The sequence below is a fragment of the Mycobacterium marseillense genome, assembly GCF_010731675.1.
Taxonomy (GTDB): Bacteria; Actinomycetota; Actinomycetes; order Mycobacteriales; family Mycobacteriaceae; genus Mycobacterium; species Mycobacterium marseillense.
The window spans coordinates 185,178-206,872 of the sequence record NZ_AP022584.1 but is presented as its reverse complement, the minus strand read 5'-3'; the positions used below and the strand labels follow the sequence as shown (position 1 = coordinate 206,872).

Below are 21,695 nucleotides of genomic sequence, written 5' to 3'. Positions count from 1 at the left end.
GCGTTGGCCCTCGTCGCAGCTGTACTCGGTTGCGGTGCTTTGCGAGCCGAAATGGCCGCCAACGCCGCGCCGCCAGAGGTGGCGGCCTCGTCGGTCAGCCCGATTTCCAACCCGATCCACTCCGACCACGAGTCGGTTCCGGTACGTCGCCTCGGCGTCGGCTCCACTGTGAACGACGACAAGGCGTTCAAGAGCGCGGCGGTAAAGCGTGATCGTGGAAGCACTTTCGCTCTCTCCACACCGCGGCAGTCCGGCTCGTCGGCCCCGCCGACGCTCGGAATAATCTGGTCGCAGCAGCGGGTCGAGACGCCGGCGCGCCCGCCGGCATCCAGCCCTGCCGGGCACAATATTTTGATTCAATTCTGCGTCGCCCGTTGCTGATCGAGCACGTCAGCCCCTCGGCGCACAACACCGTTGCGCGACGGGTCAGACGCTAGCCGCTCATTAGCTCCAATGCCCTCGGCATCTGCTGATCGGCTTGTCTCGGCTGCTTCAGCGATGCCTCGTGGCTATCACACCCCGCGATGCCGGGATGCCGGCATGCCAGTTCCGCGGAATAGCGAGGTCAATCCACGGAACGCCGGGTATGCAGCCCCATTAGGCCGCAGCGCGTGATGCGTTGAGGACTTGAACTTTTCATCACCACTTCGACCGCGGACCAGATGCCGTGCGCGACCGCGAGGGCGCCGGCGAGGTCCGCCATAAAGAGTCAACAAGGGACAGGGATAGGCATGGATTTTGGCGCGTTACCACCAGAGATCAACTCTGGTCGGATGTATTTGGGGCCCGGTCCCTCAACTTTGCTGGCCGCCGCGGCGGGATGGGACACCCTGGCGGCGGAGCTGACCGACGCCGCAAGCAGCTATCAAGCGGTGATCGCCAGCCTTACCGACGAGTCCTGGTCGGGGCCGGCATCGATGTCGATGACGGCCGCGGTCATGCCCTACATCGCGTGGATGACGGCGACCGCCGAGCAGTGTCAGCAGGCTGCCGCGCAGGCCACAGCCGCCGCGGCAGCCTTCGAAACGGCGTACGCGATGACGGTCCCCCCTCCGCTGGTCGCGGCCAACCGCGTTCGGCTGCTGGCCCTGATTCAGACCAACATCTTCGGGCAGAACACGCCGGCGATCATGGCCACCGAGGCCGAGTACAGCGAAATGTGGGCGCAAGACGCGACCGCGATGTACGGCTACGCCGCCAGTTCGGCATCGGCCTCGGCGCTTTCGCCCGTGGCGGCGCCGCCGCCGCAGACCGCCACGTCGAGCGCCGTCGCCGGCCACCTCGGGGTCGTCACCCACGCAGCGCTGCAGTCCGGCAGCACCGCGCACGCGACGGCGACGCAGTGGGCCTCCTCGGTGCCACAGACCCTGCAAGGCCTTTCGACGCCCGGCTCATCCTCGAGCACGGGGCTGTCGCAGGCGGCGATGGGCACGGGCGCCTCGCTGGGATCTTCGGGGGCTACCGCCCCGCTCAGCGCGCTGTCGGGTCTGACCAACGCCTCCGGCAAGGGTGCGACGAAGAGCGCGAGCACCGGCGCGGGCGCCGCGACGGGACTGGCCTCGACGCTCGCCGCCGCACCCGCGCTCGACGGCGGTACGGGCGCCCTAGCCGGAGAGGCGGCCGGGTTCGGCGCCGACGGTGCCGGCCTGATCGCCGACACCGGAGGAATCGGCATCGACCTGTACGGCCTCGATTTGGATTACCAGGGGCTCGGATTGGACTACCAGGGATTGGCGCTGGACTACGCGGGCGCCGGTTCCATCTTGGGCGCCGAGGGCGCGGGCGGCGTGGAGGGCATCAGCGGTTTGGGCGCCGCAGCGGGTCTGGGAAGTCTCCCGCCGGTCGCCGGACTGGGTCACGGAGTCGCGGCGGGCGTGGGCCAAGCCAGCTCGCTCAGCACGTTGTCCGTGCCGCCGAGTTGGGCCGCCACCGTTTCGTCGGTCACGCCGCTGCAGGCTCTCCACTCCGGCGCCATGCCGGGCGGATGGGCCGCGGCGCCCACCCCCGGCCCTACCGTGTCCAAGCTGCCGCTGGGCGGCATGGTCGGGCGCGAGTCCGAGGGTGCGGTGCAGCGCGTCGGTTTGCGCGTCTCGCTCATCCCGCATTCGCCGGTAGCCGGCTGATGCGCCGACTTCGCCCGCAGGCCTTCACGGCACGCATCCGCAGGCCGCCGGGCCGAAAGTCGCTGGCGTTCCTCACAAACGCCGTGGTGTGCGCCGCCGTCATCGTGGCGTTCGGGGCGTCGGCACCGGCGCGGGCCGGAGCCGACCCGGATCCGGGTGACGGCGGGCCCAATCCCTTCGGCGGCCTCAGCTGCAGCTGCGCACAGACCGCCCCCGCCGGCAGCCCCGGCCAACGGCAGCAGCTCATCGGCGGAATACAGCAGGGACTTGTTGTCGGACAACGGGAACCGAACATCGCCTCGTCGCCGGCAAAGCCCTCGGCTTGACTTACCCGACTTCCACGAGAACTACCTGGCCGACCCGCAGACCGACGTAGAGGAGCACGTGATGCCCGACCGGGTGTTATCCGCCGAACTCATGCGGCAGCACCGCGAAATAGGCGCTGTAATCGAATGTTTCGTCGGAAAGCTCGACGGCGGCGAGCGGCAACCTGAGCTCCTGAGAGCGACGATGGATGCGCTCCGCCGGCACATCTACCTGGAAGAGACCTTCGTGTTCCCGCCGATCCGCAAGGCGGGGATCATGAAACCCGTCTTCGTGATGATGCGCGAGCACGGCCAGCTGTGGCGGACGATGGAAGCCCTGACGCGGCTGCTCGCCGACCGGACCGGCGGTCCGCGGCTCGACGCCACCTGCGACCAGTTGCTGGACCAACTGCACGCGCACAACTTCAAAGAGGAGCCGGTGGTCTATCTGCACGCCGACTACGATTTGCCGGCGCCGACGAGCGCGCAGCTGACCCGGTTCGTCGTTACCGGCCGCATTCCCGATGGCTGGGTTTGCCAGCAGGCGGGCACGAAACGCGGTTGGTAGCCGGCTAACTGGGTCGTGCGACCCAGCCGGCCGGGCGTGATGCAGCTCATAGTGAATTTCTACAATCGCCATTGTGTAATTACCCGGACACGTTTCCCTCCTTCACTCAGCCCGAGGAGCGCACCGGCACATGGCAATCCGATCAGCACCGCCACGAACTTCCACACCGGCACCCGCCACGTCGTTGATCGGCAAGGGCTGGGCTCAGGGCGTGGCCCTGGTGATGATCTTCGGGTTCCTGGTGATGGGCATTCTCGTGTACCGGACTTACACGGCCTCAATGCCGTTGCCGGCCAAGGTCGTCAGCGAGTCGGGCCAAGTGCTGTTCACCGGCGCTCAGATCACCCGCGGCCAGGAGCTTTATCAGGCGCGAGGCCTGATGCAGTACGGCTCGGTGCTGGGGCACGGCGCTTATCTCGGACCCGACTACACCGCGGAGTATCTGCGGATGTCGACCAACGATGTGGCCGCGCAATGGCGGGCGCAGGGCGCGGCCGACGCCAAGGAGCGGGTGGTGGCCGAGTTTCGCACCAACCGTTTCAACGCGGACACCAAGGCGTTGGTGTTCACCGATAAGCAGACCGCCGCGTTCGACCGCATCCAACAGCATTACGCGGAGTATTTCGGTGAGAACTCGACCAAGTACGGGCTGCTGCCGCGCATGATCACCAGCAAGGCCGACATCCATGACCTCACTGCGTTTTTCGCGTGGACGGCGTGGGCGTCGGCGGCCGAGCGGCCGGGTCACAGCTACAGCTACACCAACAACTGGCCGGCCGAGCCGCGGGTCGACAACGGGCCCACCGCATCGATCGTGGTGTGGTCGGTGTTGTCGCTGGTCACGTTGCTCGGCGGGACCGGCATCATGTTCGCCGTGTACGGGCGATGGAGCCAGAAGATCGGATGGCACAGCGCCGAGGCGTCCACGTTGTCGTTCCGCCAGCCCGGCGAGGTCGGCCTGACCGCCTCGCAGCGCGCCGCGATCTGGATCTTCGCGATCGTCTCGGTGCTGTTCTTGGCGCAAACCCTGATGGGTGGCGCCGTCGAGCACTACCGCGCCGACCTGTCGGCGTTTTACGGGCTGGATCTGGCAAAACTGTTGCCCTTCAACCTCGCCCGTACCTGGCATGTGCAACTGTCGCTGTTTTGGACAGCGGCAGCGTTTCTCGCGGGCGGAATCTTCCTGGTGCCCTTCATCAGCCGCCGCGAACCGCGACGGCAGAGTTGGCTGGTTTACGGCCTGCTCGGCGCGCTGGTCTTGGTGGTGGTCGGCTCGCTGATCTGCGAGGCCCTCTCGATCTACGGGGTGATCCCCGCCGGTGGCCTGTTCTCGCAGCAGTGGGAATTTCTCGACCTGCCGCGCCTGTGGCAGATCCTGCTGACGGTCGGCCTGTTCCTGTGGATCGTCATCATCTGGCGCGGCATCCGCGGCAAGCTCAAGGGCACGTCGAAGATGAACCTGCCGTGGATGTTCTTCTTCACCGGGCTGGCGATTCCCGCCTTCTACGCCGTGGGCCTGTTGGCGGGCCACGACACCCACTACTCGGTTGCCGACTTCTGGCGGTTCTGGGTGGTCCACCTGTGGGTGGAGGACTTCCTCGAGTTGTTCACCACCGTGATGGTGGCCTACATCTTCGTCCTGCTCGGGGTGGTGCGCGAGCGCATCGCGCTCGGAGTGATTTTCCTCGACATCATCCTGTACTCGGCCGGCGGTGTGATCGGCACCATGCACCACCTGTATTTCTCTGGAACGCCGGTGGAGCACATGGCGCTGGGCGCGTTCTTCTCGGCCGCCGAGGTCATCCCGCTGACCTTCCTGACCGTCGAGGCGTGGGCGTTCCTGCAGCTGGGATCTCGCCAACAAAGCCACGAAACACCGTTCCCGCACCGCTGGGCGGTCATGTTCCTGGTGGCGGTCGGATTCTGGAACTTCCTGGGAGCGGGCATATTCGGGTTCCTGATCAACCTGCCCATCGTGTCCTACTACCAGATCGGCACCGCCCTAACCGCCAACCACGCCCACGGAGCGATGATGGGCGTGTACGGCATGCTCGCCGTCGGGCTGGCGATGTTCGCCTTCCGTTACGCGATTCCCGCCGCAAAGTGGCCGGAAAAGTGGGCGCGGCTGTCCTTCTGGTGCATGAACATCGGGCTGGCGTGGATGGTGTTCGCCACCCTGCTGCCGCTGGGGGTGTTGCAGCTGTATCACTCCGTGAGCACAGGGTATTTCGAGGCGCGGTCGCTGGGCTACATCACCCGCCCCGGCAACTCGCTGATCGAATGGCTGCGCCTGCCCGGCGACTTCGTCTTCATCCTCGGTGGTGTCTTGCCGTTCGTCTGGGTCGCCTGGACCGCGATACGCAACGTCCGCCGCGCGCCGGCCAGCGACGAGCTGCACGAACACCCGCTCTACACCGAACTCGACCCGGCTCCCGCGGCATCGCAGAAAGGTTGACGATGGCATCCCCCACCGCCGCGGCGTGGCTGGTTGCCGGGTACGCACTGGCACTGGTGGCCACCGCCTGGGGTGTCGACGTGATGGCACGGCGCGTGTCGCAGCGCGCCGCGCAGTGGCGTAGCGGCCAGTTCCGTTACCACGCCGACCATGACGCGTGGGTGTGCCCCGAGGACCACTGGTTGTGGCCGAGTTCCTTCGATCCCAAGCACCGGGTGATGCGTTATCGGGCCAAGCCCAGCGTGTGCAACAGCTGTCCAGTCAAATCGACCTGTACGGCCTCCGAGCACGGGCGCGAGATCAGCCGCGAGATCGACCCCTGGCCGCACTCCGAAGCCGGACGCTTTCATCGCGGCATAGCTTGCTGCGTAGCAGCTTTAGGGGTGGTGATGCCGCTGGTGATGCTTGCCAGGCTGCACTCCCCCGCCGACCTGCTGGTGCTGATCGGCGTCATAGCCATCGTGATGGCCGCGGGGTTGCCGCTGGCGGGCCATTTGTGGCGTACCCCGTCAAACGCCCCCGAGCACCTGCCGCACCGCTCCGGGATGGAAGATCAGGTGGCTCTCGCGGTCGACCGCTATTCGACCCGCTGGGGCGCAGGCCGATCGGAGAAGGACACCGCGTCGTGAGCACGCTGCTGATGGTCGCCGGGGTGACGATAGCGGTGCTGCTGATCGTGCTGGCATTGTTTTCGCTGGCGGTGGTGCGCGAGTACGAGCGTGGCGTGGTGTTCCGGATGGGGCATGCCCGCCCGCTGTACGGGCCGGGGCTGCGGTGTTTGATTCCGCTGGTGGACAAGATGATCCGAGTGGATCAGCGAGTGGTGACGTTGACCATCCCGCCCCAGGAAGTGATCACCCGCGACAATGTGCCCGCCCGGGTCAATGCGGTGGTGATGTTCCAGGTGGTCGAGCCCCTCAAAGCGATTCTCGCCGTGGAGAACTACGCGGTGGCCACCTCCCAGATCGCGCAAACCACCCTGCGCTCGCTGCTGGGCCGCGCGGACCTGGACACCCTGTTGGCCCAACGCGAGGATCTCAACAACGATCTTCGGACCATCATCGAGGCGCAGACCCAGCCCTGGGGCATCGAGGTCCGGGTCGTGGAAATCAAGGACGTCGAAATCCCCGAATCCATGCAGCGGGCGATGGCCCGCGAGGCCGAAGCCGAACGTGAACGCCGCGCCAAGGTCATCAACGCCCGCGGCGAGCTACAGGCGTCCGACGAGCTGCGCCAGGCCGCCGAGACCCTGTCGAAGAATCCGGCATCGCTTCAACTTCGGTACTTGCAAACGCTTTTGGAGCTCGGCGCCGACCAGAACTCGACCGTGGTGTTCCCACTGCCCGTCGACATACTCACGCCCTTCCTGCAACGCTCGCCAACACCGCCGTCGTAACCCACGCTGGGCATCGGCTGGCGTCGAGGTGGGGTCACAACTCGACGCGGATCGCCCGTTCCGGGCAGCTCGCCGCGCCCTCGATGGCCTTCTCCAGCAGGCTGGGGTCGACGTGCGGCTTGACGACGACGCAGTAACCCTCGGCATCGGGTTGGTAGATCTCCGGCGCGTGCGAATAGCAGACGCCCCATCCCATACACCGATTCCGGTTGACGACCACCCTCACCAACTCGCTTTCGTCCACCTCGGCCGCGGCGAAGCGGTCGCGCACGTCAGCCTGGGTGCCAGGCGTGAGTTCCCGTTTGGTCACGAGGTTGACCGCGCGATCCACCAGCTGGGCGTTGGTGGTGGTCCGTGATATCGAGGGGCAGTCGCCGATGCCCACCCGAATGCCGAGCCCGCGGTTGAGTGCATGCTCCCAAAGCTCTTGGCGCCGTTCGGCGGAGCTCATCGCATACGGCACGACGACGATCTCGTGGTCGACCCACTTCGGGATGCGGGAGACCAGGTAGTCGAGAACGTCGGGGTCGGGATCGCTATAGGAAACCCACCGATCGGAGAAGAACAACTTGATGTTCAGCGGTTGTCGCAAGATACCGATGCGGGCGGCCAGTATCACCCAGCGTAAGTCGACGTCGTTGAACACTGAGATGCTGGGCACCAGGCCCAGCTTGGTAAATCTGTCGAGCTCGGGCGGGTAAGACGGGTGCGAACCGTTCGAATCGTCGGAATCGATTGTTTTGAACTGGTTTTCGTCCTCCTGCCACAGCACACGCTTGACGTGTTGAGCGGGGTCGAACGGCGCGAGCAGCAAGGCCGTGCCCGCCGGCGGGTGCTCGGCCAGCGCCCAGATGTGGTCGAGATTGCCGGCGTAGCCGGGATAGGCCAGCGGGTCGACGTCACGGGCCGCCGTAGCCAAGATGGTGCGGGAGATCTCGTCGTCGGCCCACGCCTGCCGGCCGTCGTCGTAGCGGGCATGGAATTGGACGGCCGTGGCTCCGTGCTGAATGCACTCGACCACATCGCGGGCCGTCTCTTCGGCGCCGTAGGGCACGTTCGCGTTTTCGTCCTTGCTGACGTCCTCGTTGACCCCGACTTCGAGGTACACCTTGCCGTCGTCGCGAAAACTCATTGCGTCGCTGCCCTTTCTTCGCATGCCCATGGCCGGCCGGTGGCTGATCGTGGCCCGCGTGGCAATGTCCGCTTGTATTTTTACAAATGATATTGTGAAAAGTCTAGACGCCGTCGTGCGCGTTGACCAGAACGGGTCGAAAGGCACGCCTGGCGCGGCGTAATGGCTTGCGTCCCTACGGCTGACCGCCGGCGGCATGACGAGCGAAACCCCACGACAGGTACCGGGGCTTCTGACTCTGCGGCCACAATCGCCGTGTTTCCCGAGATCCGGGGGCACAATACAAGCACCTAACCTCTCGTTTCCGAACATCGTTGGAGCCGGCGCATGATCACACTGGACCGCCTGGTGAACGTCCTGGGTGGGTACGGCGTCCGATTGCGGTGGTCGTCGGTGCCCCGGTCGACCGAGCTGCGCAGCGTGGTCGTCCACGAGCCGCCCACCGAACGCGCCGTAGTGGGCGACGTCTTGCTGGCCATCGGCGCCGCCTCACTCGACGAGGCCGTGCGCTGGGCCGCGTCGGCGCGCGCGGTCGTGGTGGTGCTGCGCGACGGTGAGACACCGGTGACGTTCGACAGCAGCACTGAAGTGGGCGCGGTGATGGTCATCGATGAGACGGTGTCCTGGAGCGCGGTGGCCGCCGTGGTCTACGGCCTGGTGCTCGAGGGCCGCGAGACCGAATCCGGCCGCGGCCCAACCGATTTGTTCGCGTTGGCCGACAGTTTGGCGGACGCGATCGGCAGCGCCGTCGTCATCCACGATCGGCTGTTGCGGGTGTTGGCGTATTCCAGGCTGCAGCAGCATGCGGACCCGGCACGGGTCGAGACGATCCTGGGACGGCAGACGCCGGAACCGCTCCGCGCGTTGTTCGAGTCGCGGGGGGTACTCGCGCACCTGGCGGCCTCCGACGAGCCGCTGTTTATCGCCAAGGCCCCTGACCAGGGCTTGACCGGGCGCATGGTGGTCGCGGTGCGATCCGGCGCGGAACTGATCGGGTCGGTGTGGGTGGCCTGCCCGGCACCGCTGGACGACGCGGCGCGCAGGGCCCTGACCGACGGCGCGCACACCGTGGCCCTGCACCTGCTGCGGTCACGCGCGAGCGCCGACCTGGAGCGCCAGGTCGAGTCCGAACTGGTGATCCGGTTGCTGGAGGGCGCCGCCGACGCGGCCACGGTGGCGAGCAGGCTGGGCCTGGCGCACAACGGTTTGCGCGTGATCGCGGTGCAGGCGTTCGTCGGCGCCGACCGCGATGCCGCGCTGCTGTTGGCATTCGAGCGCGCCACCACGGGGTTCGGCTGGTCACGGCCGGGGCGCAGCGCTTTGGCGGGCAACATCGTCTACACCGTGCTGCCCGGTGAGGACGCGGTGACGGCGCGACGCTGGGTGACCACATTGCAGGCAGCCCTGCCCGAGCAGGCGACCGTGATCGCCGGAGTCAGCGGTGTGGCCGAGGTGGCAGACCTCGCCGCCGCACGCCAGGAGGCCGACGAATGCCTGGCGTTGCACGAGATATCACCGGCGGCCGCACCTCCGGCCTACGACGAGTCGTGGGACGACATCCTGCTGCAACGGCTGCGCGCCGCCGCACGCTCGGGGCGCGCGCCGACCCGCGGGCCGGTGGCCGAATTGCGCCGCCATGACCAGGCCAACGGCACCGACTACGTGCTCACGCTGCGGGCGTGGCTACAGGCCCAGGGCGACCCCACCGAGGCCGGCGAACGGCTGGGAATTCACGAGAACACCGTTCGTTACCGGCTGCGCAAAATGGCTGAGATCACGACCCTGTCGTTGGACGATGCCAGAAAGCGGCTGGCGATGATGATCGAACTCGCGGCCGCCGACACCGACTGACCGGCGGCGCTGTCGGGATCCGACAAAGCGCCGCGGCGCGGTTGTCTTGCTGCGGCAAAGCTTGCGAAGTGCATCCCCGCCATCATGAAGTTGTCCACCGTGGCCGGTTTCAGTGGCGGCGTGTTTCCGGCTGCCGTGTGCGAACCTCGAACCCGCGCCGACCCGTCGATAGGAAACATCCGATGAGCACCCAACGTCCCGATCATCTTCGGCCCGCCGGCGAACCGGACGATGGCGCCGCCATGGAGAGCTTCACCGTGCCAACCCTGCCTCGGCGGCTGTCCTCGCGATTGTTCGGGCGCAACCCGCTGATACGCGCCAGCGACCGGGTGGAGGCACTGATGTTGGTGCTGGCCATCGCGATCTCGCTGGTGGCGATTCCCATCGGGGCGGCCGTGGGTACCGCGGTCCACGAGTCCGGTAGCCGCGTGCACGCCGAGCAGGTCCAGGCTCGCCGGCAGGTGACCGCGACGTCCGTCGGGGACAGCCACCCGCGCAGGAACCTCGAAAGTCCAACGGTGATGGTGCCTGCACGATGGTCGGTCGCCGGGACCGAACACACCGGCGATGTCGCCGCGCCACTCAACGTGAAGACCGGTGATGCGATTGAGATTTGGGTCGACGACAAGGGCGTCCCGGTTCGGCCGCCGGTACGGACCGCCGTCGACGCGGGCGTGGCGTTCGCCGTCGCGACCTGGTCCACCCTGAGTTTGTTGGCGGCAGGCTTATTCGGCGCCGTCCGGGTCGCGCTCGACCGGTCGCGCCACGCCGCCTGGCAACGCGACTTCGACAGCCTCGTCGGGCATCGATGAGGCAACGGCAGCCGTATCGACGTCTTCACCACCCATCCCCGCGGTCGACGGCCGCGGGGATTTGCTTGTGCCGCGCGGGCGCACGGCTCCGCCAGGGCACCTAGGTGCAGAGAGCCGCAGCAATGGTGTTGTCGGTTCGGAACAACGGCTCACCCCCGCGTTGTCGAGTTCCGGCAAACACCGCGGCAACCGCGCCCACCACCATGGATCTCACCAACACGAGCGGCTGCGGAGGTGCGCGATGGGTGGCGTCGAGCCTATTGACGGCGGACCCAGATCGGTGATCGTCGTGGGTGCCGGCATCGTCGGATTGTCCACGGCATGGTTCCTCCAAGAACGCGGCGTCGACGTCACGGTGGTCGATCGCACGGGCGTTGCCGCGGGCGCGTCGTGGGGCAACGCGGGCTGGATCGCTCCGGCATTGACCCTTCCGCTTCAGCCCTCCGGCGTGCTGGCCGACACGCAGGCCCGCCGCGATCCCTCCGCACCGACACTGACGCCGTCGACCGTAGGCGTGCACCTGGGCGCCTTCTTCATGCAGCTGTCACCGTCCCATCGGCGTTCGTCGTCGCGCCGCGCCCTGCGGGCCGGCGTGGCGCTCAATGAAGACTGCATCGAAGCCTTCGACGTGCTGATCGCCAACGGCGTCGACGCACCGGTCACCGACGCGCCGATCACCGCACTGTTTCGCGACACCAAAGAAGCGCAACGCATGCTGGAAATGCTGCACCAGCTCGAAAACGCCGGACAGCCAATGTATGTCACCGCACTCTCCGGCGCGGCACTTCGCGAGCAAGTACCTCTGGCCTCGCCGGCAGTCACCGCCGGCCTGAACGTCAATGGCCAGCGGTTCGTCGACCCCCGGCGGTTCGTCGCAGCCCTGGGCCGCTCGGTGATGGCGCGCGGGGCGGCGATGCACAGGCTGGACATCGACGACGTCCACAGCTCCGATAGTGGTGCCGTGGTGCACCCGCGCCGCGGCGACCCGCTCACCGCCGACGCCGCGGTCATCGCCACTGGTGACCGGTTGTCGCGGCTGGCCGGTCGCTGGCTGCGCGTCCCGGTCCAGGCCCAGAGCGGCTACTCGTTCACCGTGCCGGTGGACCGGCCGATACTGGCGCCCATCTACCTGCCGGACATTCGGGTGGCGTGCACGCCTTACAAAGGCGCGCTGCGTGTTTCAGGCGCACTGGAACTCCGCCGCCGCCACCAGCCGCACCCCCGCGAGCGGGTCGAGGCCATCGCCGCCGCCGCCAGTTCCCTGCTGGACGGGGTGGATTGGGCCGCGCGCAGCAATGTATGGGTCGGTGCGTGCACGGTCACGCCCGATGGCCGTCCGCTGATCGGTGAGCTGGTGCGGGGCGTCTACGTGGCCGGCGGGCATGGCATGTGGGGTTTGGCACACGGGCCGGTGACCGGTCGCCTGCTGGCCGAACAAATCACCACCGGCAAGCAGCCCCAGCCTCTCGCCGAATTCGACCCGCGGCACAGAACGCTCCGCAAGGCCGCCCGATAACCCGAAATCGTGTCGCCACAACGGTGCCCATATCTCAGGCGCACTCGAAAGCTGTCAGGAAAGGGAACAGATATGACCAGCACTCAACCCGCATGGATTTCACCGCAGGCCTACGAGCGCCTCCAACGAGAACTGGCGACGCTGCGGGAATTGTGTGACACCAACGCCGTTGGCAGTGCCAACGACGAAAACTCGGTCGCTGTCCAGCGTGCGTGGCAGGTTCGCATTCGACGGATCCATGAGCTGCTGGTCGATGCGGTTGTCGGTGAGGATCCACCCGACGATGGAATCGCCGAGCCGGGCATGGTTTTGACCATCCGCTACGACGACACCGGCGAGATCGAAACATTCCTGTTCAGTGTGCGCGGGGCCGAATACGGCGGCATGGAGGTGTATTCGATCCGATCGCCGCTGGGCGCCGCGATCGCCGGCGCGCGTCCCGGCGAGCAGCGCACCTACACGCTGCCCAGCGGCGTCACACTCACCGTCACACTGCTGAAGGCCGTTCCCTACGGAGTTCACCTGGCGGGCCTCAGCTGACGGCGATCCCATGATTTTCGATGTGATCGACCCGTTGGCGACGATGTTCCTTCTGGTTGCGGGGATTTTCCTCCTGATGGCCGTCGCGTACGGGCGCATGTGATGCCCGAGTAAGCGGGCCGGCCACGCTCACGCTCACTCAGGTTCTTGCTTGGGCAAGTTGGCCACCAACGGTGTGTCGACGCCGAGTGGGCCGATCTTGGCGGCGCCGCCCGGTGACCCCAGGGGCTCGTCGCGGCCCTCCAGCGTTTCGGAGAAGAACGCCGCGTTGTCCGCCTGATACGGCTGCAACTCGTCGGGCAGGTCATCCTCGTAGTAGATCGCTTCGACGGGGCAAACGGGCTCGCACGCCCCGCAATCGACGCACTCGTCGGGATGAATGTAAAGCGCCCGGCCGCCCTCGTAGATGCAGTCGACCGGACACTCCTCGACGCAGGACCGGTCCATCACGTCTACGCAGGGCTTTCCTATCACGTATGCCATGCCGTAGAGTTTACACAAGTGAGGTTGTATAAACCAGATGGAGTGGGCTCCGATGACCGACCAGTCGAGACCCCTGGCCGACAACGAACTCGACGCGGCGCGGCTGCCCGCGTTCGACAAACAATCGACGCTCGTGGCCGCTGAGACCCGTCGGCCGACACGACGGTTGTCGGATACCGCCCGCGTGACCAGGAGGTCCGGCACGCGCGAACGCGACCTGGACTGGAACGTCGTCACCCTGCCGCCCAACGGCGAATTCGATACTGCCGGAACTGACGTCGACGCCGTGATCCGCGTGCTGTCCGGAAGCGGTCGGCTCACCACCGCCACGAGCACGATCCCATTGACGGCCGGCGCCGTGTTGTGGCTACCCAGTCGGGCGCGTCCGCGGTTCATCGCCGGCCCGGACGGACTTCGCTATCTGACCGTGAACCAAAAGTGGAGGATTCTGCCCCCGTAGCTCACGGCACGGACCACGCCGCCGACGGTCCGCCCGGAAGGCAAGCCCTTCCGGCAGTAGGCGCTCCTCCGGGGCTTCAGCGCGCGATCAGGGTATCGAGATCCGGCGAGTCCGCGCCCGTCAGCCGTCGGTGCATGGCCCACGCGATCCGGGAACCCTGGATCTTCGCGCGTTCGGCGATGGGCCCCCGGAACATCTCATCGATGGTGTCGTTCCACGTCGTCAGCCAGCGGATAAAGTGGCTTCCGCCCAACGGAATTCGTTGATGGAGCTGTCGGTGAACGTGCAACGCACTGCCGCGGTAGAGCCCGGCCCGGAACAGCGCGGTCTCCCAGAAGTCGGCCATCACCGGGATGTGCGACTCCAGGCCCTTGCTCCGCAGCTCCGCGAAGGGCTCGGCGAGGACGTCGTCGACCATTACCCGGCCATAAAACCGCCGTAAGAGCGCCTCGATGTCCCCGCGGTTTGCCACATCTGCGAGCACTTGACCTGCCGGGGCACACATCTCAGTCATGCGCGATCACCGTGGCCAGACACAATTCGGGTTCGACGAACGGCTCCAATTCGACCTGCATCTCCGGCGCCGGACCGATTGACTTCACCGGGTCTGCCAGGCCCTGCAACAGGCCCCGGTGCAACGCGCAGGCCACCTCGGGGTGATCGCGAGCCAGATCACGGACCGGGCAGCTGTGCAGGCGAATCGTCCGCTGGTCGCCGCGGGACGATTCTTGTGCGGGAACCAGTTCGGGACCGAATCCCATCCGTTCGAACACCGTGGTGATCATCGCCGATCGCTGCTCAGCGGCCTTCTTCGGTGCTGTGCCGGCTGGAACATGTTGTCCCGCAGCGTCTTCGTCTGGGCCCTCGTCGGTAATCCGCTCGGCCCAGCGCCGGCCGGCGGCTTCGGCGCGGCGGCGCCTCTTGTCGGCGGTGTCGCCGAGCTCCAAGGCCAATATTTCGGCCAGGATTCGATAGTCCAGCCGCTCGCGCACCGCGCGGTAGCCGGTGCGGGGACGACCCACGCCGGCCCTCGTAATCCGCGTCCGCTCGACCAGTCCCTCGGCGCACAACGTGTCAAGGTGAAAACGCACCGTCGTCGTGTGCAAGCCAAGCCGTGCGGCGAGTTCCGCCGCATCGACCGGTTCGTCGTGCTCGCGTACCAGCTCAAGAACTCGTTGGCGCTGCCGGTTCTGTGCTGCGCGATGCGGCCGCCCGGCCTCGACTCCGATCTGCTGCTCGCCCACCCCATCCGTCCTCTCGTCCGGTTGCCTTCCAGCTATTTCGAGGATATTATTCATTAATAATAGCACCGCACGTCCCAGATGTCTCCGACAGCGAACGATATTGGGGCAGCAGAGAAACCGGAGGTGCGCCGTGTTGAACGCCATGGTGGAAACCCAGGTCATCGAGAACGCGGTTAAGTTGGCCTGCCGCGCCCCGTCGCTGTACAACACCCAGCCGTGGCGGTGGGTGTCCGACGGCGCCGCCGTGGACCTGTTTCTCGATGTGAGCCGTGTCGTGCACGCGGATCGGTCGATGCGCGACGCCCATCTCGGTTGCGGCGGTGCGCTCGAACACCTTCGGGTGGCGATGGCGGCCGCGGGCTGGGTCGCCGAGGTTGACCGATTTCCCGACAAAGACAATCCCGCGCACCTGGCCAGGGTGACATTCGCCCCCGCCCACGGCGTGACCGGCGAGCAGCGTCGCCGTGCCGACGCGATTTTGCAGCGTCGGACGGATCGACTCCCGTTCCTCGCGCCCGTCGACTGGGAATCGGTGGAGGCCTCGCTCCGCGGCAGGATCGGCACCGGCGTCGTGCGATTGGACGTACTGCCGGAAGCGATGCGGCCGCGCCTTGCCGAGGCCGCCGAGTTCACCGAGTCGTTGCGCCTGTATGACTCCGCCTACCATCTCGAACTCGATTGGTGGACAGCGCCGTTCGAAGCATCAGAGGGGATCCCCTATAGCTCGTTGATTTCGGCGGCCGAGTCGAATCGGGTGGGCGTCAATCGTCACTTTCCCTTCACCCGCAATCTGGACAGGCGGGCCGGGGTGACGCGGGATTTCGCGAAGATCCTGATGCTGTCCACCGAGGATGACAGCCACGCCAACGCGCTCGAGTGCGGCGAGGCACTGTCGAGCGTGCTGCTGGAATGCACGATGGCCGGCTTGGCCACCTGCCCGGTGTCGCAACTGACCGAATTGTCGGTCAGCCGTGAACTGCTCGCCGCACTCACCGGTCACACCGACCTCCCCCAGGTGTTGATCCGGGTGGGTGTCGCACCGGCACTCGACGTGGCGCCACCGCCCACGCCGCGGCGCGCGCTCGCCGACGTATTGCGATCGACGAGCTGAGTCGGGGTTCAATGGCAGCGATGACTGCGCCGATCGCCGCTGACCGCGCCGCCGTGATCGCCAAGATCGAAACGGTCCCCCTGCGCATTCCACTCAAGGCGGACAGCACACCCGGAGCGTCGCTGTGGGGAGACCCGCTGATCGCCGCCGACTCGCTGCTCGTCAAGGTGACAACCGATGACGGGGTCGAAGGTTGGGGGGAAGCCTTCGGGTTCAGCGCCGTCGATTCCGCCAAACTTGCTGTCGACCAACTCATCACACCGCTGTGCGTGGGCCGGGACGCCACGCGAATCGGCCCGCTGATGCTGGAGATTCAAAAGAAGCTGCACGTGTTCGGGCGAGGCGGTGCGTTGACCTACGGCCTCTCGGCGGTCGACATCGCGTTGTGGGACATCGCCGGCAAGCTCGCCGACGCTCCGGTGTCCCAGCTCCTGGGCGGCGGGGTCGCCACTATGCCGTGCTACGCGAGCCTGGCCTGCTATTCCGACCCAACGCTGGTCCGCGTCGCGGTCCGGCGGGCGATCGACGCCGGCTTTGCGGTGCTCAAGCTGCACGAGGCGGGCATGCCGGCAATCCGGGCGGCCCGCGAGGAGGCCGGCCCCGACATCGAGCTGATCGTGGACGCCGGCTGCCCCTGGTCGTTGGCCGAAGCCACCGCCGTCGCTGACGAACTCAACGCGGTCGGGCTCAAATTCCTCGAGGAGCCGCTGTGGCCGCCGGAGAACTTCGAGGGTCTGGCCGAACTGCGACAAACCACCGGTCTTCCGATCTCGTCCGGCGAGAACGCTTCCACCCTCTTGGAATTCGAGCGAATGCTGACCGTGGGGGCGGTGGACTTTGTTCAGCCGAGCCCGGCCAAGATGGGAGGCATCAGCGAGTTGCGCAAGGTCTTTCCCCTCGCGGCCGTCCACAACACCGCGGTGATGACGCACTCCTTCTACGACGGTCCGGGATTCCTCGCGGCCCTGCACGCGACCGCTGCGCTGGGCGGCGTCAACTCGATGATCGAGTGGCGCTGGTTCGAACTGGAAGCGTCCATCTATGGCGACGCCCTCACCCCGAGGGCGGGCCGGATTTCGGTCCCGCAGGGTCCCGGCCTGGGCATCGACCCCGATCCCGACGTCATCAGCACTCACCGTCGGCACACAGAACCATGACGGCACTCTGGCCAACGGGCGCGGCGGCCTCTAGGGTTTACACAAACGCGGCTTGTATAAATTCCGAGAGCGTGGAGAAAGGGATCGAGGAATCATGAGCATTGCGGAACGGGCAGCGCGGACCACGTGGGAAGGCCCGCTGGCGTCGGGCGAGGGCAAGCTGTCGCAGGGCAGCAGCGGTGCCCTGGATGGCCTGCCGCTGACCTGGGCCTCGCGCACCGAGCAGCCCGGCGGCAAGACGAGTCCGGAAGAACTCGCGGCGGCGGCGCACTCGTCGTGCTTTTCGATGGCATTGGCCTTGAAGTTGGGCGAGAACGACACGCCGCCACAGCGGCTCGAGGTCACCGCCACCGTGACCCTGGATGCCGTCGATGGAGTTCCGACGATCACCACGTCGCAGCTGAAGGTCACGGCAAGCGTTGCCGGTCTAGATGCCGAATCGTTTGCCGCCGTGGTCGATCAGGCCGCCGCGCTGTGCCCGGTGTCGCGCCTTTTCGCGGGTGCGGAGATCAGTGTCGATGCCAAACTCGACTAGAACAGAACCTGCCTGACGCGGCGGAGGAGACGAATGACCAGCTTGACGCTATCGGCCGAGTTGACGCGGGAACACCGCGAAATCGACGACGCGATAGAGGCTTTCATCGAAAAGCTCGACTGCGGCAGCGTGCAGCGCGAACTGTTGACCGGCACGCTGGAAGCGCTGCGACGGCACATCTATCTCGAGGAAGTCTTCCTGTTCCCTCCGCTGCGGGAAGCCGGGATTGTGATGCCGATCTTCGTCATGATGCGCGAGCACGGTCAGCTCTGGCACACCATGGGCACGCTCGCGGATCTGCTCGCCGACGGCAACGACAGTCAGCGACTGAGGGATACGTGCACACAGCTGCTGGATCAACTTCACCAGCACAACTCCAAAGAGGAGCCGGTCATCTATCCGAACGCCGACACCGAGCTGCCGCCGCAGACGACCGCGGAGCTGATCCGGTTCATCCAGGCCGGACGCACTCCCGAGGGATGGGTGTGCCAGCAGGCCAATGCGTGAGGGTTGCAGCCTGGCCGAGGTATCGAAGGAGGATTCTCAATGCGCGTGATAGTGGACCGTGATCGCTGTGAGGGCAACGCGTTCTGCGTGAACATCGCGCCCGAGGTGTTCGAGCTCGACGACGACGAGTACGCCGTGGTCCTCACCGACCCCGTACCCCCCGAGCAGGAAGCGCTCGCCGAGCAGGCGGTCGCCGCGTGCCCCCGCGCGGCGCTCTCCCGCGAAGACTAGGCGCGCAGCGCGGTTTTCGGCGACTTACCCCTTACCGCTTGACCAGCCGCAACCGCCACGCCTCCGGGCCGCGCTGCTCGTAGTGGATGTCGAGCCGACCCGAGACTCGGTGGTCGAGCTGGCGTAGCAACGGGACTGGGTCATGGGGAGCCACCAGCACCAGGGCGCCGCCGGCCGGAACGGCGTCGAACGCGCCGAACACCGTCGCGTGCCGGATCGAATGCGGCACCTCGCGGACGTCGAGCACCGGATCGTCGGAATCGGTTTCGCCGCAGCCGCAATTGTGCGATGGCTCCGCGCCATTGGCGGCCGCGCGCGCGTGGCCGAGGAGTTCATGCATGCCCTCGGTCACCTCCACCAGGGAGACGTCCGGGTCGGCGGCGACGATCGGCAGGATCCGCTCGTTCTCGTCGACCAGGTGCGCGTCGAACAGCACCCGCAGGGCTTGGCCGGAACCGGCCGCGCGCACCGGCGGTTCCGTGCGGATGCTGTCGACGAGGGAGCCGATGACGCGGTGCGCCGCGATCATCGATTCGATCAGGGGCCGCGCGCGCGGCGTGCGAGTGGCGGCCGGGTACAGGCGCTCCTCTTCGGCGGCGGCGTGCGGCAGCAACTCGCCGGCCAAAAAGCCCAGGGCCGCAACACGCGCCGGCTCGAAGTCCGCACCGCGCTCGACCGCCGAGACCATCGCGTCGGTGAGCACCGCGAGCTGCCCGGCCAGCTGCGCGCGGTGGCTGGTGATGGCTTCGACCGCGCCGGCATCGGCAGCTGTGGACGCCACGATCACATCGTTGGCCGGCATGTTGGCTTCCTTTCGGGGTCGAGCCCGATCGCTTCACCGAGCGAATCTGGCTCATTGCACTAGGTGTATCGCCCAATAATTTACTACAATAAATTCCGTGAAAAAAGAGCCCGTCGCCTTGGGCCCGCGGCCGACACCGGTACTGGAGGCTCCGGTGGCGCTGTCCGGCCAGCGGCTGCGGGTGCTCGACTACGTGCGGGCAAACTCCCCCGCCCGGGTCACTGATGCCGCAGCGGCTCTTGACTTGCACGCCAACACCGTTCGCGAACATCTCGACGCGGTCGTCGAGCTTGGGCTCGTCGAACGCTCCACCGCCAGGTCACCTGGACGCGGACGCCCGGCGACGGTGTACCGGGCGTCGGCCGCCGACCCCGCGGTGGCGATGCGGGACTACGCGGGTTTGGCGACCGCGCTGGCCGGACAACTGGCGCGCACCAGCGCCCACCCGGAGCGCGACGCGCGCGCCGCCGGCGTCGAGTGGGGACGCGACCTCATCGGCGAGCGCAGCGTCGCCGGCGGCGACGCCCGGCAGTCCGTACTCGAGGCGTTGGCTCGCCTCGGGTTTGCGCCCGACGACGACGCCGCCGGCGACGTTGACGGCGCGGGCGGGCGCCGAGGGATCGCGCTGCGACGCTGCCCGCTGCTGGACGCGGCCCGCCGCTACCCGACGATCGTCTGCCAGGTCCACCTCGGGATCGTCGAGGGAATGCTGGAGCGGCTCGGCGTCACCGACACACCGGGCCTCGACCTCATACCCTTCGCCGAGCCCGGCGCCTGCCGATTGTTCCTGCCTGATCCCGTTGTGCGGCATCATCATTGACCGAGTTTCCCGGCGCCGGCCGGCAATCAAGGCATAACCTTGCGTGCGACGGCTAGACGTTGACGACCAGTGACAGCCCGCGGCGACCGCGCGTTCGTTTGCGTTGCTTGCTGATCGCTACCAGACGTGCCACCGCCAGCTCGATCCCGCGGGCCAGTGCGTCGATGTCGGCGACGGCCTCGTAATCAGCCAATACACCGAAGAACAGGTCCTCGGCATAGCTGAGCATCGCCACCCCGGTTCGCAATTGCATCGCGATCGGCGGAACCGGGAATACGCTGAGCACCCGTTGGCCCATGAGTCGCAGCGGCTGACGAGGCCCCGGGACGTTCGTCGCCAGGGTGGTCACACCGCGCTGCGGAAGCTGGGTCAACAACCGGACGGCCCACGCGGTCAGGGGAAATGGAATGCGATTGGCCATCGACACGAAGGCGTGACCCGCCTGGCTCTGTCCGTGAGACTTCGTGCGGTCCAAGCGGGAATGGACGGCCCGCAGCCGCTCTATCGGGTGCTCCTCGTCGACCGGCAGATACGGCAGCATCACCGACACGCGGTTATCCGTCCTGTCCATCGCGTCGACAGACCGCATCGACACCGGCACCAGCGCGCGCAATGCATCCGGCAACGGCGCTTCACCCCGCTGCACGAGGATGTCACGGTAACTCTCCGTAATGGCGGCCAGGGCAACGTCATTGATGGTGACATCGAAGCTTTGGCACACCTGCGCGATGTCGGCGAGGGGAACCCGAGCGACCCCGTAGCGGCGCAACGTGGTGATCGGCCCGTTCAGCGACGTCGTCGTGGGACGCAACAAGCCGGCGGCAATCTCGGCGGCACCCAACGCCGTACGAGCCGCGGTCGCCGTGATGGCCGTTGACGCGTTCCACAGGCCGCCGAGGATATTCAAGGGGTTGACCCCGCGTGCGCTCGGTGAAGGACCTTGCGGGCCAGTCGCTTTGCCGGCACGGATATGACTCGCGAAGCTCTCGCCGATGCCGTCATCACACAGACCGGCAAGCATATGGGTGGCGGCAATTCCGTCGGCCATGCAGTGGTGGATCTTGGTGAGCATTGCCCACCGGTTGTCGCTGAGGCCCTCGATGATCCAGATTTCCCACAGCGGACGATCCCGGTCGAGGCGACGCGAAATCACGTCGGCCGCCAACTGGAACAACTCGCGATCGTCGCCGGGCCGCGGCAAGGCGATGTGCCGCACGTGGCGGCTGAGATCGAAGTCCGGATCGTCCACCCATACGGGTGCACCGAGGTCGAACGGGCGCGTCCGCAGGCGCTGGCCGAACCGCGGGCACAAGCGGATCCGCTCGGCAAGGGTCGCCATCAGCGCAGCCCGGTCCGGGATCGGACCCTCGATGACCGCCAGGCCGCCGATCGCCAAACTCACGTGCCGATCGGCGTCTTCCGCCTTGAGAAAGCCGGCGTCAAGGGTTGTCAGTTGATCCACGGCCGCCACCTCCAACCTTATCTGCAACTAGTCGTAACACCATTCTCGATCGCGGAACGCCACGACAGCAGGGCCAAAAGTCCCCAAGCCGAGGCGGTCTTCCCGAATAGGCGACGGCAGCAGCGCGCCTCGCGACCCAAAGGCGTTTTGGCGCCGTGGATCAACGGTCGACCCGCCTATTCTTC

Annotated in this window: 24 protein-coding genes; 18 read left to right on the top strand and 6 right to left on the bottom strand. The window is 66.8% G+C overall.

The features are described 5' to 3' along the window. The first annotated feature begins 51 nt into the window (after positions 1-51). The 7 genes from G6N26_RS00915 to G6N26_RS00885 all read left to right on the top strand — a co-directional run bounded on the left by G6N26_RS00915 (position 52) and on the right by G6N26_RS00885 (position 6,847). On the top strand, positions 52-381 hold the full coding sequence (locus G6N26_RS00915) for a hypothetical protein (RefSeq protein WP_067166565.1): 330 nt from the start codon (positions 52-54) through the stop codon (positions 379-381). Between the two features lie 350 nt (positions 382-731). Next, on the top strand, positions 732-2,123 hold the full coding sequence (locus tag G6N26_RS26310) for a PPE family protein (protein ID WP_083016475.1): 1,392 nt from the start codon (positions 732-734) through the stop codon (positions 2,121-2,123). Then, positions 2,123-2,449 (top strand): hypothetical protein, encoded by a 327-nt coding sequence (locus tag G6N26_RS00905; protein ID WP_067166574.1) that lies wholly within the window; start codon positions 2,123-2,125, stop codon positions 2,447-2,449. The genes G6N26_RS26310 and G6N26_RS00905 overlap by 1 nt, the downstream gene beginning before the upstream one ends. Before the next feature lie 61 nt (positions 2,450-2,510). Then, on the top strand, positions 2,511-2,996 hold the full coding sequence (locus G6N26_RS00900) for a hemerythrin domain-containing protein (RefSeq protein WP_067166577.1): 486 nt from the start codon (positions 2,511-2,513) through the stop codon (positions 2,994-2,996). Positions 2,997-3,126: 130 nt separating this feature from the next. Then, positions 3,127-5,451 carry a nitric-oxide reductase large subunit gene (locus G6N26_RS00895; protein ID WP_067166579.1) on the top strand — a complete coding sequence of 775 codons (2,325 nt, stop codon included), beginning with the start codon at positions 3,127-3,129 and terminating at the stop codon, positions 5,449-5,451. Positions 5,452-5,453: 2 nt separating this feature from the next. Further along, positions 5,454-6,080, top strand: a complete 627-nt coding sequence (locus tag G6N26_RS00890) for a hypothetical protein (protein ID WP_067166582.1) — start codon at positions 5,454-5,456, stop codon at positions 6,078-6,080. An 11-nt stretch (positions 6,081-6,091) separates the two neighbouring features. Continuing rightward, positions 6,092-6,847 (top strand): slipin family protein, encoded by a 756-nt coding sequence (locus G6N26_RS00885; RefSeq protein ID WP_120312636.1) that lies wholly within the window; start codon positions 6,092-6,094, stop codon positions 6,845-6,847. Positions 6,848-6,881: 34 nt separating this feature from the next. Here the strand turns inward: G6N26_RS00885 and G6N26_RS00880 are convergent, their stop codons facing one another. Beyond that, the gene (locus G6N26_RS00880) at positions 6,882-7,979 is read right to left on the bottom strand and encodes a 3-keto-5-aminohexanoate cleavage protein (protein ID WP_083016472.1); all 1,098 of its coding nucleotides are present in this window, start codon (positions 7,977-7,979) and stop codon (positions 6,882-6,884) included. Positions 7,980-8,306: 327 nt separating this feature from the next. On the opposite strand from G6N26_RS00880, the gene G6N26_RS00875 reads away from it, so the two are divergent. The 4 genes from G6N26_RS00875 (at position 8,307) to G6N26_RS00860 (ending at position 12,698) form a co-directional block, all read left to right on the top strand. Further along, complete coding sequence (locus G6N26_RS00875; RefSeq protein ID WP_083016469.1) at positions 8,307-9,830, top strand: PucR family transcriptional regulator; 1,524 nt, start codon at positions 8,307-8,309, stop codon at positions 9,828-9,830. Between the two features lie 182 nt (positions 9,831-10,012). Then, a complete protein-coding gene (locus G6N26_RS00870; RefSeq protein ID WP_083016466.1) occupies positions 10,013-10,642 on the top strand; it encodes an Rv1733c family protein in 630 nt (209 codons plus the stop codon). 241 nt (positions 10,643-10,883) lie between these two features. Beyond that, positions 10,884-12,158, top strand: coding sequence for an NAD(P)/FAD-dependent oxidoreductase (locus tag G6N26_RS00865; protein ID WP_083016464.1), 1,275 nt, complete (start codon positions 10,884-10,886; stop codon positions 12,156-12,158). 72 nt (positions 12,159-12,230) lie between these two features. Beyond that, a complete protein-coding gene (locus tag G6N26_RS00860; protein ID WP_067166600.1) occupies positions 12,231-12,698 on the top strand; it encodes a GreA/GreB family elongation factor in 468 nt (155 codons plus the stop codon). 135 nt (positions 12,699-12,833) lie between these two features. On the opposite strand, the gene fdxA is transcribed toward G6N26_RS00860, so the two are convergent. Then, positions 12,834-13,181, bottom strand: coding sequence for a ferredoxin (fdxA, locus tag G6N26_RS00855; RefSeq protein ID WP_067166603.1), 348 nt, complete (start codon positions 13,179-13,181; stop codon positions 12,834-12,836). Between the two features lie 52 nt (positions 13,182-13,233). Between fdxA and G6N26_RS00850 the strand changes: the two genes are divergently transcribed. After that, the gene (locus G6N26_RS00850; protein ID WP_232067519.1) at positions 13,234-13,641 is read left to right on the top strand and encodes a cupin domain-containing protein; all 408 of its coding nucleotides are present in this window, start codon (positions 13,234-13,236) and stop codon (positions 13,639-13,641) included. 76 nt (positions 13,642-13,717) lie between these two features. On the opposite strand, the gene G6N26_RS00845 is transcribed toward G6N26_RS00850, so the two are convergent. Then, positions 13,718-14,155 (bottom strand): group III truncated hemoglobin, encoded by a 438-nt coding sequence (locus tag G6N26_RS00845; protein WP_067166610.1) that lies wholly within the window; start codon positions 14,153-14,155, stop codon positions 13,718-13,720. Further along, positions 14,148-14,885, bottom strand: a complete 738-nt coding sequence (locus tag G6N26_RS00840; RefSeq protein WP_083016457.1) for a helix-turn-helix transcriptional regulator — start codon at positions 14,883-14,885, stop codon at positions 14,148-14,150. Before G6N26_RS00840 ends, G6N26_RS00845 begins: the two co-directional genes overlap by 8 nt. 130 nt (positions 14,886-15,015) lie before the next feature. Here G6N26_RS00840 and G6N26_RS00835 point away from each other — a divergent pair, with 130 nt between their 5' ends. The 5 genes from G6N26_RS00835 (at position 15,016) to G6N26_RS00815 (ending at position 18,426) form a co-directional block, all read left to right on the top strand. After that, positions 15,016-15,996 carry an Acg family FMN-binding oxidoreductase gene (locus G6N26_RS00835; RefSeq protein ID WP_083016453.1) on the top strand — a complete coding sequence of 327 codons (981 nt, stop codon included), beginning with the start codon at positions 15,016-15,018 and terminating at the stop codon, positions 15,994-15,996. A 20-nt stretch (positions 15,997-16,016) separates the two neighbouring features. After that, a complete protein-coding gene (locus G6N26_RS00830) occupies positions 16,017-17,153 on the top strand; it encodes a mandelate racemase/muconate lactonizing enzyme family protein (RefSeq protein WP_083016449.1) in 1,137 nt (378 codons plus the stop codon). Between the two features lie 94 nt (positions 17,154-17,247). Beyond that, positions 17,248-17,688, top strand: coding sequence for an OsmC family peroxiredoxin (locus G6N26_RS00825; protein WP_083016445.1), 441 nt, complete (start codon positions 17,248-17,250; stop codon positions 17,686-17,688). A 33-nt stretch (positions 17,689-17,721) separates the two neighbouring features. After that, entirely contained in the window at positions 17,722-18,195 is a 474-nt protein-coding gene (locus G6N26_RS00820) for a hemerythrin domain-containing protein (RefSeq protein ID WP_083016442.1), read from the top strand. Positions 18,196-18,234: 39 nt separating this feature from the next. After that, positions 18,235-18,426, top strand: coding sequence for a ferredoxin (locus G6N26_RS00815; protein ID WP_067166628.1), 192 nt, complete (start codon positions 18,235-18,237; stop codon positions 18,424-18,426). A 31-nt stretch (positions 18,427-18,457) separates the two neighbouring features. Here the strand turns inward: G6N26_RS00815 and G6N26_RS00810 are convergent, their stop codons facing one another. Then, positions 18,458-19,228 (bottom strand): DUF2249 domain-containing protein, encoded by a 771-nt coding sequence (locus G6N26_RS00810; RefSeq protein ID WP_083016439.1) that lies wholly within the window; start codon positions 19,226-19,228, stop codon positions 18,458-18,460. Positions 19,229-19,325: 97 nt separating this feature from the next. Between G6N26_RS00810 and G6N26_RS00805 the strand changes: the two genes are divergently transcribed. Then, a complete protein-coding gene (locus G6N26_RS00805) occupies positions 19,326-20,048 on the top strand; it encodes a helix-turn-helix transcriptional regulator (RefSeq protein ID WP_083016435.1) in 723 nt (240 codons plus the stop codon). Between the two features lie 52 nt (positions 20,049-20,100). Here G6N26_RS00805 and G6N26_RS00800 read toward each other — a convergent pair whose 3' ends face one another. Next, a complete protein-coding gene (locus G6N26_RS00800; protein WP_083016525.1) occupies positions 20,101-21,510 on the bottom strand; it encodes a WS/DGAT/MGAT family O-acyltransferase in 1,410 nt (469 codons plus the stop codon). Positions 21,511-21,695: the final 185 nt, after the last annotated feature.

What these genes read in the sequence shown, in the direction of transcription:
- G6N26_RS00810 (WP_083016439.1), bottom strand. Translation starts at nt 19,228, where the DNA reads ATGCCGGCCAACGATGTGATCGTGGCGTCCACAGCTGCCGATGCCGGC.
- G6N26_RS00900 (WP_067166577.1), top strand. Translation starts at nt 2,511, where the DNA reads ATGCCCGACCGGGTGTTATCCGCCGAACTCATGCGGCAGCACCGCGAA.
- G6N26_RS00880 (WP_083016472.1), bottom strand. Translation starts at nt 7,979, where the DNA reads ATGAGTTTTCGCGACGACGGCAAGGTGTACCTCGAAGTCGGGGTCAAC.
- G6N26_RS00825 (WP_083016445.1), top strand. Translation starts at nt 17,248, where the DNA reads ATGAGCATTGCGGAACGGGCAGCGCGGACCACGTGGGAAGGCCCGCTG.
- G6N26_RS00850 (WP_232067519.1), top strand. Translation starts at nt 13,234, where the DNA reads ATGACCGACCAGTCGAGACCCCTGGCCGACAACGAACTCGACGCGGCG.
- G6N26_RS00905 (WP_067166574.1), top strand. Translation starts at nt 2,123, where the DNA reads ATGCGCCGACTTCGCCCGCAGGCCTTCACGGCACGCATCCGCAGGCCG.
- G6N26_RS00820 (WP_083016442.1), top strand. Translation starts at nt 17,722, where the DNA reads ATGACCAGCTTGACGCTATCGGCCGAGTTGACGCGGGAACACCGCGAA.
- G6N26_RS00875 (WP_083016469.1), top strand. Translation starts at nt 8,307, where the DNA reads ATGATCACACTGGACCGCCTGGTGAACGTCCTGGGTGGGTACGGCGTC.
- G6N26_RS00830 (WP_083016449.1), top strand. Translation starts at nt 16,017, where the DNA reads ATGACTGCGCCGATCGCCGCTGACCGCGCCGCCGTGATCGCCAAGATC.
- G6N26_RS00815 (WP_067166628.1), top strand. Translation starts at nt 18,235, where the DNA reads ATGCGCGTGATAGTGGACCGTGATCGCTGTGAGGGCAACGCGTTCTGC.
- G6N26_RS00885 (WP_120312636.1), top strand. Translation starts at nt 6,092, where the DNA reads ATGGTCGCCGGGGTGACGATAGCGGTGCTGCTGATCGTGCTGGCATTG.
- G6N26_RS00860 (WP_067166600.1), top strand. Translation starts at nt 12,231, where the DNA reads ATGACCAGCACTCAACCCGCATGGATTTCACCGCAGGCCTACGAGCGC.
- G6N26_RS26310 (WP_083016475.1), top strand. Translation starts at nt 732, where the DNA reads ATGGATTTTGGCGCGTTACCACCAGAGATCAACTCTGGTCGGATGTAT.
- G6N26_RS00865 (WP_083016464.1), top strand. Translation starts at nt 10,884, where the DNA reads ATGGGTGGCGTCGAGCCTATTGACGGCGGACCCAGATCGGTGATCGTC.
- G6N26_RS00890 (WP_067166582.1), top strand. Translation starts at nt 5,454, where the DNA reads ATGGCATCCCCCACCGCCGCGGCGTGGCTGGTTGCCGGGTACGCACTG.
- G6N26_RS00895 (WP_067166579.1), top strand. Translation starts at nt 3,127, where the DNA reads ATGGCAATCCGATCAGCACCGCCACGAACTTCCACACCGGCACCCGCC.
- G6N26_RS00845 (WP_067166610.1), bottom strand. Translation starts at nt 14,155, where the DNA reads ATGACTGAGATGTGTGCCCCGGCAGGTCAAGTGCTCGCAGATGTGGCA.
- fdxA (WP_067166603.1), bottom strand. Translation starts at nt 13,181, where the DNA reads ATGGCATACGTGATAGGAAAGCCCTGCGTAGACGTGATGGACCGGTCC.
- G6N26_RS00870 (WP_083016466.1), top strand. Translation starts at nt 10,013, where the DNA reads ATGAGCACCCAACGTCCCGATCATCTTCGGCCCGCCGGCGAACCGGAC.
- G6N26_RS00915 (WP_067166565.1), top strand. Translation starts at nt 52, where the DNA reads ATGGCCGCCAACGCCGCGCCGCCAGAGGTGGCGGCCTCGTCGGTCAGC.